10 protein-coding genes are annotated in these 15003 nt (G+C 52.1%); 6 read left to right on the top strand and 4 right to left on the bottom strand.

Annotated elements, in window-relative coordinates; translation table 11 throughout:
* Window positions 1-134 precede the first annotated feature (134 nt).
* From selB to ACLJRS_RS16960, 3 genes are all read right to left on the bottom strand, one after another.
* Window positions 135-1985, bottom strand: coding sequence for a selenocysteine-specific translation elongation factor (selB, locus tag ACLJRS_RS16970; protein WP_000582403.1), 1851 nt, complete (start codon window positions 1983-1985; stop codon window positions 135-137).
* Window positions 1982-3373 (bottom strand): L-seryl-tRNA(Sec) selenium transferase, encoded by a 1392-nt coding sequence (selA, locus tag ACLJRS_RS16965; protein ID WP_000200188.1) that lies wholly within the window; start codon window positions 3371-3373, stop codon window positions 1982-1984. Before selA ends, selB begins: the two co-directional genes overlap by 4 nt.
* 98 nt (window positions 3374-3471) lie before the next feature.
* Complete coding sequence (locus ACLJRS_RS16960) at window positions 3472-4080, bottom strand: glutathione S-transferase (protein WP_000766681.1); 609 nt, start codon at window positions 4078-4080, stop codon at window positions 3472-3474.
* 475 nt (window positions 4081-4555) lie between these two features.
* Between ACLJRS_RS16960 and mtlA the strand changes: the two genes are divergently transcribed.
* From mtlA to mtlR, 3 genes are all read left to right on the top strand, one after another.
* Window positions 4556-6472, top strand: coding sequence for a PTS mannitol transporter subunit IICBA (mtlA, locus tag ACLJRS_RS16955; RefSeq protein WP_000093287.1), 1917 nt, complete (start codon window positions 4556-4558; stop codon window positions 6470-6472).
* A 220-nt stretch (window positions 6473-6692) separates the two neighbouring features.
* Window positions 6693-7841 (top strand): mannitol-1-phosphate 5-dehydrogenase, encoded by a 1149-nt coding sequence (gene mtlD / locus ACLJRS_RS16950; protein ID WP_000645391.1) that lies wholly within the window; start codon window positions 6693-6695, stop codon window positions 7839-7841.
* Complete coding sequence (gene mtlR, locus ACLJRS_RS16945; RefSeq protein ID WP_000193201.1) at window positions 7838-8428, top strand: mannitol operon repressor MtlR; 591 nt, start codon at window positions 7838-7840, stop codon at window positions 8426-8428. The genes mtlD and mtlR overlap by 4 nt, the downstream gene beginning before the upstream one ends.
* A gap of 9 nt (window positions 8429-8437) precedes the next feature.
* Here the strand turns inward: mtlR and ACLJRS_RS16940 are convergent, their stop codons facing one another.
* The gene (locus ACLJRS_RS16940) at window positions 8438-8647 is read right to left on the bottom strand and encodes a hypothetical protein (protein WP_001062558.1); all 210 of its coding nucleotides are present in this window, start codon (window positions 8645-8647) and stop codon (window positions 8438-8440) included.
* 289 nt (window positions 8648-8936) lie between these two features.
* On the opposite strand from ACLJRS_RS16940, the gene ACLJRS_RS16935 reads away from it, so the two are divergent.
* The 3 genes from ACLJRS_RS16935 (at window position 8937) to sadA (ending at window position 14848) form a co-directional block, all read left to right on the top strand.
* Complete coding sequence (locus tag ACLJRS_RS16935; RefSeq protein WP_000665687.1) at window positions 8937-9299, top strand: YibL family ribosome-associated protein; 363 nt, start codon at window positions 8937-8939, stop codon at window positions 9297-9299.
* Window positions 9300-9786: 487 nt separating this feature from the next.
* The gene (locus ACLJRS_RS16930; protein WP_000549457.1) at window positions 9787-10470 is read left to right on the top strand and encodes a DUF3251 domain-containing protein; all 684 of its coding nucleotides are present in this window, start codon (window positions 9787-9789) and stop codon (window positions 10468-10470) included.
* 43 nt (window positions 10471-10513) lie between these two features.
* Window positions 10514-14848 (top strand): trimeric autotransporter adhesin SadA, encoded by a 4335-nt coding sequence (sadA, locus tag ACLJRS_RS16925; RefSeq protein ID WP_001750184.1) that lies wholly within the window; start codon window positions 10514-10516, stop codon window positions 14846-14848.
* Window positions 14849-15003 lie beyond the last annotated feature (155 nt).

The following is a 15003-nucleotide window of genomic DNA, read 5'->3' as shown; positions in this document are numbered from 1 at the left end:
TCTGATAATAGGTTCACGCTGGCTATTTTAAGAAGCCAGAAAAATAAAAAGCACATCTGGTTCATTTCCTGATGTGCTTTTTATAAAGCAACGCAATAATTGTATTGCTTCATTTCTGATTTAATTTAACCATTTCATTCTTTTTGCGGAAATAATAACGCATCACGTAATAAATGATCATTCCCACGACGTCGTGTAAATCCAATCCGGTCAAAATATTCAAGGATCTGAATAGCCAGTTTCCGCCCTACATTCAGCCTGTCGCGAAAATCCGCCGCACACGTTGATCCTCTCTCTTGATCCAGCTCGCGGATCATGTTGGCGAAAGCGACAATCCGATCGTTACGATAGTACCGATCTTTTACGATCGCGGTAATGATGCCTTGCTGTGCCGCCTGTCGCAGCACCAGCCGCATCAATTGTTCTTCCGTTCCGGTCTCTTTCGCCAGATCGCGTACCCACCAGGGCTCATCGCCAAATAGCGGTTCGACTTTTTGCCAGACGGCCTGCTGCTCATCGCTAAATCCCGCTTTATGATCCGGCAGATGCAACCAACCGTGATGGCTATGAATCAGGCCGTCGTCGCGCATCCGCTCGATCAGCATCAGGACCAGCGCTTCATCCTCCATTGGCAGGGCCATGCGGCGTAAACGCTCGCGTCCCGGCCCCGGTTCATCGCGGTGCTGTTCGTGGTAGGTCGCCAGCGTATCAAGAATCTTACGCTGCCAGCGGGCGGCGACGGGCGCGCTTAACAGATTGTCTCCGGCCTGGATAAAACCATGTTGCTCAATAAGCTGACGCATACCGACAGGATTAAGCTGACGCGCCCAACCGAAATCCGGCAGGTTGACGGCGCCGCGTTCCAGATGAATGGCCAACGCCGCGCTATCGTCCTGCGCGTCGGCAAGCGTTGAAAGCCAGTGCAAATAATCTGGTTTACGTTTACCGCGACGCGGCGCCTTAAGCGTCACCACGCGTGCGCCGGCAAGGGTGGCGCGTGCGGAAATATCACGCAGCACCAGTCTGTCATTATCGGCCAGCCACAACGGCGTATCAAAGATCAGCTCGGCCAGCCCGCCTTCCAGCAAAGAGACGCGACCGGTCACATGGCTGGCGGCATGGTGAATATGTAACGGCTGCCATTGGGAAAGCGGCGCATGAAGCGCCAGAGAAACGATCACCCGGGAAAAAGCCTCCCCCACCGGCGCATCGGAAAGCAGCCAGTCGCCGCGGTTAAGCTGCTCCTTCTCCGCATCGCCCGCAATATTGAGCGCAATACGTTGCCCGGCATACGCATGGTCAGTGGGCTGATTTTGCGCGTGTAGACTTCGTACGCGCATCGGCGTATTAACGCCGGTCAACCATAGCGTATCGCCCACGTTTACCTCTCCGCTCAACGCCGTTCCGGTCACCACCAGTCCCGCCCCTTTCACCGTAAACGCACGGTCGATAGCCAGACGGAAACGATGCTGCGCGGCGTGCGAACGTGCAGGAAGCTGCTGTAAATGAGCGCGAAGTTCTGCAATACCGCGTCCTTCATTGGCGGCGGTGACAAATAAAACGGTATCGGTGAAGCCATAGTTGTCGAGCGCCGCCAGTACCTCTTCACGTACTTCACCGATACGCGCCTCGTCCACGCGATCGGCTTTGGTCAGCGCGACGGTGAGCTGGAGATTACCCGTCAGTTGTAGGATCTGTAAATGCTCGCGCGTTTGCGCCATGACGCCGTCATCACAGGCGACCACCAGCAAAGCGTGATCGATACCGCCTACGCCCGCCAGCATGTTAGAGAGGAATTTTTCATGCCCAGGCACATCGATAAAGCCCAGCACACGACCATCCGGCTGCGGCCAATAGGCGTAGCCCAGATCGATAGTCATCCCGCGTTTTTTCTCTTCCGGCAGGCGATCGGCATTGACCCCGGTAATCGCCTGGAGCAACGTCGTTTTACCGTGGTCTACGTGTCCGGCAGTTGCAATAATCATTTCAGCATCATCTCCATAAACCGGCTTTCGTCTTCAAGACAGCGCATATCCAGCCATAAACGGCCATCATAAATTCGGCCAATGACCGGTACAGGCAGCGTGCGCCAGCGGGCCGCCAGCGCCTCCAGCCGACTACCGCGCCCGTCGTGCGGGGTAAAGGTCATGGCGGCGCTGGGAAGGCGGTCTACTGGTAATGAACCGCTGCCGATTTGCGACAGGCAGGGTTTAACCTCCAGCGCAAATTCATCGCCGTAACGTGCCGCCAGCCGCGCCTGTAACCGCTGCGCTTGTTCGCGAATCGACGCTTCACTGCGAGTTAACAGACGCAGGGTGGGTAATTTCTCCGCCAACGCTTCCGGGTGCAGATACAGACGTAACGTTGCCTCCAGCGCCGCCAGCGTCATTTTATCCGCACGCAGGGCGCGTTTCAGCGGATGGCTTTGCAGTTGGGCAATCATCGCTTTTTTGCCGACGATGATCCCGGCCTGCGGCCCGCCCAACAACTTATCGCCGGAGAAGCTTACCAGGCTGACGCCTGCGGCAATGAGCTGCTGCGGCATCGGCTCTTTGGGTAAGCCATATTGGCTTAAATCCACCAGCGAACCGCTGCCCAGATCCGCCACCACCGGAATATCCAGCTCTCGCCCGATTTCCGCCAGTTCCGCTTCCTCTACCGTTTTGGTAAAGCCCTCAATGCTGTAATTACTGGTATGCACCTTCATCAACAGCCCGGTATTTTCATTTACCGCCTGACGGTAATCTTTCGCGTGCGTCCGGTTGGTGGTGCCCACTTCATGCAGCGTACAGCCCGCCTGGCGCATAACATCCGGAATACGAAACGCGCCGCCGATTTCGACCAGCTCGCCACGCGAAACCACCACCTCTTTGCCGCTGGCGGTCGCCGCCAGCATCAGCAATACCGCCGCCGCATTGTTATTGACGATACAGGCGTCCTCCGCCCCGGTGATACGGCATAACAGCGTCGCCAGCGCCCGGTCGCGATGCCCCCGCCCGGCGCCATCCAAATCGTATTCCAGCGTCACCGGCGCGCGCATCGCCTGCGTTACCGCCTCAATCGCTTCTTGCGCCTGCAATGCGCGGCCAAGATTGGTGTGCAACACCGTCCCCGTCAGGTTAATCACCGGGCGCAGCGCGCTTTGCGCCGCATTTTCCAGCCGGAGTTTCGCCTCTTGCGCCCAGTCTGCGTACCAGTCGGGAAGTGTTTGCGTATTCCGGATGACGTCGCGCGCGTCGTCAAGCATCCGCCTAAGCAGATCAACCACCTGGGTATGGCCATACCGATCGCGCAGAGAAAGAAAAGCGCTATCGTGCAATAAACGATCGATAGCAGGAAGCTGGCTGTAGAGTGTACGCGTTTCGCTTGTCATGAAAATGCCTGGCTGTTGGTGGCCCTCTCCTGGCGGGAGAGGGATATCGACATAAGGGGGATTGTAACGTGAGTTTGCTCAGGCGGACATAATGCGCGTCAAGCCTTTGGCGCTTCGGTGCGGGCAAAGCTTTCGCGCTGAAAAAGTGTTTCGACCAGTTTGACCAGGTGGGGGCGGCTAACGCACCAGCCAGGCGCGACCCGGCGGAAGTTGAGATAGCCTACCGCACAGGCAATCGCGATAGTCGCCAGATTGACCGTATCCGTTTTTAGCGTCCCGTCGCTCAGATAACTTTCGAGCATATCCAGGCTGCGGTTGATTTTTTCCCGCTGGCGCAGCAGTTCCGTTTCCGATTGTTGCGCCGCCGGGCGCGCCTGTTCGCGTACAGAAACCAACGCTGCATCCATAATGCCGTCAGCCAACGCTTCGAGCTGGCGAACTTTAAGCGCTGCCATCGGGTCACGCGGGAGCATCGCTGGCGCGATATCCAGCAGTTCAATATATTCCGCGATGATCGGCGAATCGAACCAATACTCCCCTTTCTCCGTCACCAGCGCTGGCACCTTACCCAGAGGGTTGTATTGCGCCACGCCGTTATCCGCCTCGTAGGGTAGTTCATTAATAAATTCGAAGGTGATGCCTTTTTCGAGCAGCAGAACAGAGATTTTGCGCACAAAAGGGCTGGTGTAGCTACCGATGAGTTTCATGCCGTGTCCTTTTTGCCAACCAGTAAAAATCATAGTATGGCTCAAATAAGACGAAAAGAGACACAAAAGGAGGTTGCTGAATGACATAACGTGAGAGGGCTCGCGACAAAATGTTTGTCGGATCGTATTGACGTTACCCGGGCTTAAAATTTCTTGTGAAGAGGATCACAAAAATTCAACAAAGCACCAAAATAAAAATGTGAAACATCTCACATAAAATGGTCTTTTAAGGGCTAAAAATTAGATTCGTTGTTTTTTTACACAGCAACTTTGTGATCAATATCACATCAATTACCTCTCTACCCCCTATATTTATGTGACATAAATCACATTAATTGTCCCTGTCTGGACAGTTGAACGATTCAGTGCCAGATTGCGCAGTATCTACACTACAGGGTCCGGCTACCTCTGCCGCTACATTAACAAACCTCGGGCTTTCAGCCTGCGCGACAGCAACATAAGAAGGGGTGTTTTTATGTCATCCGATATTAAGATCAAAGTGCAAAGCTTTGGTCGATTCCTCAGCAATATGGTGATGCCTAATATCGGCGCGTTTATCGCGTGGGGTATTATCACCGCATTATTTATTCCAACAGGGTGGTTGCCTAACGAAACGCTGGCGAAACTGGTTGGTCCGATGATCACCTACCTGCTGCCGCTGCTCATCGGTTATACCGGCGGTCGTCTGGTTGGCGGCGAACGCGGCGGCGTAGTGGGCGCTATCACTACCATGGGCGTTATTGTCGGCGCGGATATGCCGATGTTCCTCGGCTCGATGATCGCCGGTCCATTAGGCGGCTACTGCATTAAGAAATTCGACAGTTGGGTAGACGGTAAGATCAAATCCGGTTTTGAGATGCTGGTGAACAACTTCTCCGCTGGCATCATCGGTATGATCCTCGCCATCCTGGCGTTCCTCGGTATTGGTCCGGCGGTTGAAGTCCTGTCCAAAATTCTGGCGGCGGGCGTTAACTTCATGGTGGCGCACGATATGCTGCCGCTGGCGTCCATTTTTGTTGAACCGGCGAAAATCCTGTTCCTCAATAACGCGATTAACCACGGCATCTTCTCACCGCTGGGTATCCAGCAGTCCCATGAGATGGGTAAATCCATCTTCTTCCTGATTGAAGCTAACCCGGGTCCGGGGATGGGCGTCCTGCTGGCGTACATGTTCTTCGGTCGCGGCAGCGCTAAACAGTCTGCGGGCGGCGCGGCCATCATCCACTTCCTGGGCGGTATCCACGAAATTTACTTCCCGTACGTGCTGATGAACCCACGCCTGATTCTGGCCGTTATCCTTGGCGGTATGACCGGCGTATTCACCCTGACCATCCTGAACGGCGGTCTGGTCTCTCCGGCGTCTCCGGGTTCCATTCTGGCGGTACTGGCGATGACGCCAAAAGGCGCTTACTTCGCTAACATCGCTGCCATCGTGGCGGCAATGGCGGTCTCCTTCGTGGTTTCTGCAATTCTGCTGAAAACCAGCAAAGTGAAAGAAGAAGATGACATTGAAGCGGCCACCCGTCGTATGCATGACATGAAAGCGGAATCTAAAGGCGCCTCTCCGCTGGCGGCTGGCGACGTGACCAACGACCTGAGCCATGTGCGTAAAATCATCGTGGCTTGCGATGCCGGTATGGGTTCCAGCGCGATGGGCGCAGGGGTACTGCGTAAGAAAGTACAGGATGCAGGCCTGAGCCAGATCTCCGTCACCAACAGCGCCATTAACAATCTGCCGCCGGATGTGGATCTAGTCATTACTCACCGTGACCTGACCGAGCGCGCGATGCGTCAGGTACCGCAGGCGCAGCATATTTCGCTGACCAACTTCCTGGATAGCGGCCTGTACACCAGCCTGACCGAACGTCTGGTTGCCGCACAGCGCCACAATACTAATGAAGAGAAAGTACGCGACCATCTGAAAGACAGCTTTGAGGAGGGTGATAACAACCTGTTCAAGCTGGGCGCGGAGAATATCTTCCTGGGCCGTAAAGCCGCTAACAAAGAAGAGGCGATTCGCTTTGCCGGTGAACAACTGGTGAAAGGCGGCTATGTTGAGCCGGAATACGTCGAAGCGATGCTGGACCGCGAAAAGCTGACGCCGACTTACCTCGGTGAATCCATCGCAGTTCCGCACGGCACGGTGGAAGCTAAAGATCGCGTGCTGAAAACCGGCGTGGTGTTCTGCCAGTATCCGGAAGGCGTACGCTTCGGTGAAGAAGAAGACGATATTGCCCGTCTGGTCATTGGTATCGCCGCACGTAACAATGAGCACATCCAGGTCATCACTAGCCTGACCAACGCGCTGGATGATGAATCCGTGATCGAACGTCTGGCGCACACCACCAGCGTGGATGAAGTGCTGGAACTGCTGGCAGGTAAAAAAGCTTAACAGTTAAGCATCCCCAAAATAGTTCGAGCTGCAGGAAGGCGGCAACGCAGTGAATCCCCAGGAGCGTACATAAGTACGTGACTGGGGTGAGCGAGGAGAGCCAACGCATCTGCAGTTCGAAATATGAAGGCGATATCCTCTCCCTTGTGGAGAGGGTTAGGTTGAGGGAAAAGCCTCACCCCAGCCCTCTCGGGTAAAAACATTAATGAAGGTTAATACTATGAAAGCATTACATTTTGGCGCAGGTAATATCGGTCGTGGCTTTATCGGCAAATTGCTGGCTGACGCGGGGATACAACTGACGTTTGCGGATGTAAACCAGGTCGTACTCGATGCCCTGAATGCCCGTCATAGCTATCAGGTTCATGTTGTGGGTGAAAATGAGCAGGTGGATACCGTTTCCGGCGTCAACGCTGTCAGCAGCATCGGCGATGATGTTGTCGACCTGATTGCCCACGTTGATTTAATCACCACTGCCGTGGGCCCGGTGGTGCTTGAGCGTATCGCTCCGGCTATCGCTAAAGGGCTGGTAAAACGTAAGGCGCAGGGCGTGGATGCCCCGCTGAATATCATCGCCTGTGAAAATATGGTGCGCGGCACCACGCAGCTGAAAGGCCACGTAATGAACGCGCTGGCGGATGGCGATAAAGCCTGGGTTGAACAGCACGTCGGTTTTGTCGATTCCGCCGTTGACCGTATTGTGCCGCCATCTGCTTCTGCGACCAACGATCCGCTGGAAGTGACGGTAGAAACGTTCAGCGAGTGGATTGTCGATAAAACCCAGTTTAAAGGCGCGTTGCCAAACATTCCGGGGATGGAGTTAACGGATAACCTGATGGCATTTGTCGAACGTAAACTCTTCACGCTGAACACAGGTCATGCTATAACCGCGTACCTCGGCAAATTAGCCGGTCATCAAACCATTCGCGACGCTATTCTCGATGAGAGTATTCGCGCGGTGGTGAAAGGCGCGATGGAAGAAAGCGGCGCGGTGCTGATCAAACGCTACGGTTTTGATGCCGACAAACATGCGGCATACATTCAGAAAATCCTCGGTCGTTTTGAAAACCCGTATCTGAAAGATGACGTCGAACGCGTAGGTCGTCAGCCGCTACGCAAACTCAGCGCGGGCGACCGTCTGATCAAACCGCTGCTTGGCACCCTGGAATATGGTCTGCCGCATGTGAATCTGGTGAAAGGGATCGCGGCGGCGATGCATTTCCGTAGCGATGAAGATCCGCAGGCGCAAGAGTTGGCGGCGCTGATTACCGAAAAAGGCCCGCAGGCCGCGCTGGCGCAAATTTCCGGGCTGGATGCCAATAGCGATGTGGTGGCGGAGGCGGTTAACGCATATAACGCGACCAAATGACGCAGAATCCGGCGCAGGTTAGCCTGCGCCCAAATAACAGATTGTCAGATATGCAGGCAATAATGGAACAAACCCAGGCCTTTGAAAATCGTGTGCTTGAGCGTCTGAATGCTGGCAAAACCGTACGGAGCTTCCTGATTACCGCCGTCGAGTTATTGACCGAGGCGGTGAATATTCTGGTGCTCCAGGTGTTTCGCAAAGACGACTATGCCGTGAAATACGCTGTGGAACCGTTGCTGGATGGCGACGGGCCGCTGGGCGATCTTTCGGTACGTCTGAAACTTATCTATGGCCTTGGCGTACTCAGCCGCACCGAATATGAAGATGCGGAGCTGTTAATGGCGCTGCGCGAAGAGCTGAATCACGACGGCAATGAGTACGCCTTTACCGACGATGAAATCCTCGGGCCGTTTGGCGAACTGCACTGCGTCATGGCGCTACCGCCGCCGCCGCATTTTGATACGTCCGACGCGGCGCTATACGCCATGCAAATTCAGCGCTACCAGCAGGCGGTGCGTTCGACGATGGTCCTCTCTCTGACCGAGCTGATTTCTAAAATCAGCTTAAAAAAGGCCTTTCAAAAGTAAATCCCGCCGTTAACCTCTTTCTTCTTCTTTTGGTCGGTACAGCCGCCGGTAATATTCCAGACGCTGCAAATAAATGGGCGCGCTCTCCGACGGCACCTCGGAAGGAACATAATCACGCGGCGGCGTTTTATTCAGGTATTCACGGAACGCCTGGCTGGACGCCATAAAATCGACGGCTTTATCAATAAGAAGTGGTACGTTCTCACCTATTTTTGCCATGATAGATCCTCCATGTGGGACCCGCGTCTGACTCCCGCGGTCGCTTATTTGAGTTTAGGATCAATTTAGCGTTGTCATTGAGGAAAATGTGCTTAATCGCTTTTCTTGTCGGCAAAAAGGCGCTTCATCTTTTCTTTCGAAAAAAATATTTTATTATCAATGAGATAAATAAATAATTAGCGATGTAATACTTGCCGTAATTGATTATCTTTACGTCATGAGTTGTGAAGAATCACTCACTGCGCGCATACTATAGGATATCTATCCCATTTCTATCAGAAGCTATCCCATGAAAGAAGTCGAAAAAAACGAAATTAAACGCCTGAGCGATCGTCTTGACGCTATTCGCCACCAGCAGGCAGGTCTCTCTCTGGTTGAATCCGCCGATAAATACGCGGAGCTGGAAAAAGAAAAAGAGACGCTAGAAGCAGAAATTATCCGTCTGCGCGAAGTACACAGCCAGAAACTGAGTAAAGAAGCGCAGAAGCTGATGAACCTGCCGTTTCGCCGCGCGATCACTAAAAAAGAGCAGGCCGACATGGGCAAGTTGAAGAAAAGCGTGCGTGGCCTGATTGTTGTCCACCCGATGACGGCGCTGGGCCGGGAAATGGGGCTCAAAGAGATGACAGGTTTCGCGAAGAGCGAGTTCTAAACCTTCCGCATCCCAGGCTCTCAGGACACCCGTTGTACGGAGGATGTCTTGAGAGCATCGGGCTATATTCCGAATTTTTCATGGAAGTATTTACACCGATTATATACAAGTTCATTTTTAACGGTAATCCCTGCTTTTTCAGGATGAAAAATCCCACTATCGTGCCTGTTTGTATTTATACAATGAATTTTTTCATCCTCTTTTCTCATACCCCGCAGAATATGATTGACCCGCAAAATTAAATAACATTATCATCCCTGAAAAAAATCCCCATACATAAACATTATAATTATATTTTTATAAAGCATTGCTATGAGCAATTGATAAATAACGTCGGATTTTTGCGCGCTTCTATAGAAGCGACGAATGTTTTCATTCTAACCATACGTTAATGAGTTATTGGCAATACTCGCTGAATGATGAGCTAGTTGTATAAATAACAGGTTAACTATTTATATTATATAAATTATTAACAAGGATATTTCATATGCACAAAAATGGAAAATTTATCCCCCTGCTTGCGTTGGGATTCACATTCTTTTTATCTGGTTGTGATTACTTCGCAGATAAACACCTTGTTGAAGAAATGAAAGAACAACAAAAAGAACAAGAAACAAAGATAAACCTGTTAGAAAAACAACAAAAAGAACAAGAAGCAAAGATAAATCTGTTAGAAAAACAACAAGCTACGATTATCAACACAACCAAAAAGGTCACCGAAGTCGTTGGCCGCGTTGAACGCAAACAACGGCTATTCGACTATACAGAACTGGACCCATCACAAACGCACTATTTTATTATTAACAACGGCAATATCGGATTAGCCGGGCGTATTCTATCTATTGAGCCAATAGATAATGGAAGTGTTATTCATCTTGATTTAGTTAACTTACTCAGCATTCCGGTATCAAACCTTGCGTTTAATATGACATGGGGTACGAAAAAACCTTCCGAGGCAAAAGATCTGCCTCGCTGGAAACAACTCCTGCTCAACACGAAAATGGACTCGACAATCGAACTCTTACCGGGAGCATGGACAAACGTCACGCTAACATTAAAAGGCGTATCGCCCAATAATCTTAAGTATCTAAAAATAGGTATTGACATGGAGAATGTCATATTCGACAGCATACAACCTATTAACGATACAAAAAAGAAGCCAAAAAAATAATAGCCATTGATACAATTATTTTAGAAAAGGAAATTACTCATTCATGAATAGAATATTTAAAGTCCTCTGGAATGCCGCTACGGGAACATTTGTTGTCACCAGCGAAACCGCAAAAAGCCGCGGCAAAAAAAACGGCCGCAGAAAGCTGGCAGTTTCCGCACTCGTCGGTCTTAGCAGTATTATGGCCGCAGATGCGCTGGCCAACGCTGGGAACGATACCGGCAGCGGTGTTACAGTATCAGGCACAACGGGAAGCGGGTGGATTGCAATTGGTACTGATGCCACAGCCAATACTTACACCAACGTTGATGGCGCAAGCGCCGCAATGGGTTATCATGCCTCCGCAATGGGGAAATGGAGTACCGCCATTGGTTCATACAGCCAGTCCACCGGCGACTCTTCGTTAGCGCTTGGCGTAAAATCGGTTTCTGCCGGTGACCGGGCCATTGCGATGGGCGCCTCATCCTCTGCCAGTGGAAGTTATTCAATGGCAATGGGTGTGTATGCCAATTCGAGCGGCGCAAAATCGGTTGCATTAGGTTATAGATCTGTCGCGAGCGGAGCAACTTCCTCTGCATTAGGTTATCAAGCTACTGCGAGCGGCGACGACAGCGCTGCTTTTGGTAATGGCGCAAAAGCGGTAGGCACCAACTCAGTTGCCCTTGGCTCGGGCTCTATCGCCCAGGAAGACAATTCCGTCGCCGTGGGTAACAGCACCACTCAGCGGCAGATCACCTACGTTGCTAAAGGCGACATCAATTCCACCAGTACCGATGCCGTTACAGGTGCGCAAATTTATTCTTTAAGTCAATCCGTCGCCGATCGACTCGGCGGAGGGGCTTCCGTTAATTCTGATGGTACAGTGAATGCGCCCCTCTACGAGGTAGGCACAGGCATCTACAATAACGTAGGCAGTGCATTAAGCGCACTTAACACTTCTATCACTAACACAGAGGCCTCTGTCGCAGGATTAGCCGAAGACGCGCTGTTGTGGGATGACAGCACCAGCGCCTTTAGCGCTAGCCACACGGGAAACGCCAGCAAAATCACCAATCTGGCGGCAGGCACCCTGGCTGCGGACAGCACCGACGCCGTTAACGGCTCCCAGTTGTTTGATACGAACGAGAAAGTGGATCAGAACACTGCTGATATCACCGCCAATACCGACAGCATTAACCAGAACACCGCTGATATCACCGCCAATACCGACAGCATCAATCAGAACACAACCGATATCGCCGCCAATACGACCAGCATCAATCAGAACACCACTGATATCGCCACCAACACCACCAATATCAACAGTCTGAGCGACTCCGTCACCACGCTCACCGATGATGCACTGCTTTGGGATGCAGCCTCTGGCGCATTCAGCGCTAAGCACAACGGAAACGACAGCAAAATCACCAATCTGGCGGCAGGCACCCTGGCTGCGGACAGCACCGACGCCGTTAACGGCTCTCAGTTGTTTGCCACCAACGAAAATGTGTCGCAGAACACCACTGACATCGCCACCAACACCACCAGTATCAACAGTCTGAGCGACTCCGTCACCACGCTCACCGATGATGCCCTGCTTTGGGATGCGACCTCTGGCGCATTCAGCGCTAACCACAACGGAAGCGACAGCAAAATCACCAATCTGGCGGCGGGTACCCTGGCCGCGGACAGCACCGACGCCGTTAACGGCTCTCAGCTGTTTGCCACCAACGAAAATGTGTCTCAGAACACCACTGATATCGCTGCCAACACCACCAGCATCAATCAGAACACCACTGATATCGCCACCAACACCACCAGTATCAACAACCTGAGCAATTCCGTCACCACGCTCACTGACGATGCACTGCTTTGGGATGCTGACTCTGGCACATTCAGCGCCAGCCGTAGCGGAAGCGCCAGTAAAATCACCAATCTGGCGGCAGGCACCCTGGCCGCGGACAGCACCGATGCGGTGAACGGTTCACAGCTGTATGAAACCAACCAGAAGGTGGATCAAAACACATCAGATATTGCAGATATCAATACGACGATCACCAACCTTAGCACTGATGCACTGAGCTGGAATGAAACAACGAGTTCGTTCTCTGCCAGCCACGGAAGTAGTACGACAAACAAAATCACCAACGTTGCTGCCGGAGAGCTGTCTGAAGAAAGTACCGACGCGGTTAACGGATCGCAGTTGTTCGAAACCAATGAAAAAGTGGATCAGAACACGACCGATATCGCCGCCAATACCACTAACATCACTCAGAACAGCACCGCGATTGAGAACCTGAATACTTCTGTCTCCGACATTAATACGTCCATTACCGGCCTCACTGATAACGCTCTGTTATGGGACGAAGACATCGGCGCTTTCAGCGCAAACCACGGTGGAAGCACCAGTAAAATAACCAATGTCGCCGCCGGGGCGCTTTCTGAGGACAGTACAGACGCGGTAAACGGCTCACAGTTGTATGAAACCAACCAGAAGGTGGATCAAAACACTTCTGCTATCGCGGATATCAATACGTCCATCACTAATCTTGGTACCGATGCACTGAGCTGGGATGACGAAGAAGGCGCGTTCAGCGCCAGCCACGGTACCAGCGGTACCAATAAGATAACCAATGTAGCAGCAGGTGAAATCGCCAGTGACAGTACTGACGCCGTTAATGGCTCTCAGCTCTATGAAACTAACATGCTGATTTCTCAGTATAATGAATCTATTAGCCAACTAGCCGGCGATACCAGCGAAACCTATATCACGGAAAATGGTACCGGCGTGAAATACATCCGTACGAATGATAACGGGCTTGAAGGCCAGGATGCATACGCAACGGGTAACGGCGCAACGGCAGTAGGTTACGACGCCGTCGCCTCTGGCGCTGGCAGTCTGGCTCTTGGCCAAAACAGCAGCAGCAGCATTGAGGGCAGTATCGCTTTGGGCAGTGGCTCCACCTCTAACCGCGCTATTACAACCGGTATACGAGAAACGAGCGCAACAAGCGATGGCGTCGTCATTGGCTACAATACAACAGACAGAGAGTTGCTGGGCGCGTTGTCATTGGGGACGGATGGAGAAAGCTATCGTCAAATTACCAACGTTGCTGACGGCTCTGAAGCGCAAGATGCGGTAACAGTTCGTCAGTTACAAAATGCCATTGGTGCGGTCACTACTACACCGACCAAGTACTACCACGCAAACTCAACGGAAGAAGATTCACTGGCTGTCGGAACTGACTCACTGGCAATGGGTGCGAAGACCATCGTCAATGCTGATGCAGGTATTGGTATTGGTCTGAATACACTGGTGATGGCTGATGCCATCAACGGTATTGCTATCGGTTCTAACGCACGCGCCAACCATGCAAACAGTATTGCAATGGGTAATGGTTCTCAGACCACTCGCGGCGCACAGACTGACTACACCGCCTACAACATGGACACACCGCAGAACTCTGTCGGTGAGTTCTCTGTCGGCAGTGAAGACGGTCAACGTCAGATCACTAACGTCGCAGCGGGTTCGGCAGATACCGATGCCGTTAACGTTGGTCAATTGAAAGTAACGGACGCGCAGGTTTCCAGGAATACCCAGAGCATTACTAACCTGAATACTCAGGTATCGAATCTGGATACTCGCGTCACCAATATTGAAAACGGTATTGGCGATATCGTCACTACCGGTAGCACCAAGTACTTCAAGACCAACACCGATGGCGCAGATGCAAATGCCCAGGGTGCGGACAGCGTCGCGATTGGCTCTGGCTCTATTGCTGCCGCTGAAAACAGCGTGGCGTTAGGCACAAATTCCGTCGCAGATGAAGCTAATACTGTGTCTGTCGGCTCTTCTACTCAACAACGCCGTATTACCAACGTTGCCGCAGGGGTGAACAACACTGACGCGGTTAATGTGGCGCAACTGAAAGCCTCAGAAGCAGGCTCCGTGCGTTATGAAACCAATGCAGATGGCTCGGTTAACTATAGCGTGCTCAACCTGGGAGACGGGAGTGGCGGCACCACTCGGATCGGCAATGTTTCAGCGGCGGTGAATGATACGGATGCGGTTAACTATGCGCAATTGAAACGCAGCGTCGAAGAAGCAAACACCTATACCGACCAGAAAATGGGGGAAATGAACAGCAAAATCAAAGGGGTAGAAAACAAGATGAGCGGCGGTATCGCTTCAGCGATGGCGATGGCCGGTCTGCCACAAGCCTACGCCCCGGGCGCCAACATGACCTCGATTGCTGGCGGTACGTTTAATGGTGAAAGTGCCGTCGCCATTGGTGTCTCCATGGTAAGTGAAAGCGGGGGCTGGGTGTATAAATTGCAAGGAACCAGCAACAGCCAGGGCGATTACTCTGCGGCCATTGGCGCGGGCTTCCAGTGGTAATGAAGTAACAACACTCCCGACATCAAAGGCAATGGCATAATGCCATTGCCTTTTCACTTCCCTTTGCTGTCCTCTCCCCTCAATTGGCCCTACCAATTTTAGCCCGTTACCACAGCCTACTCACATTTCACTAAATTAACTCTACAATACCGTTG

The organism is Salmonella sp. SAL00670 (genome assembly GCF_046552235.1).
Lineage (GTDB): Bacteria > Pseudomonadota > Gammaproteobacteria > Enterobacterales > Enterobacteriaceae > Salmonella > Salmonella enterica.
This window is presented reverse-complemented; position numbering and strand designations above follow the sequence as displayed.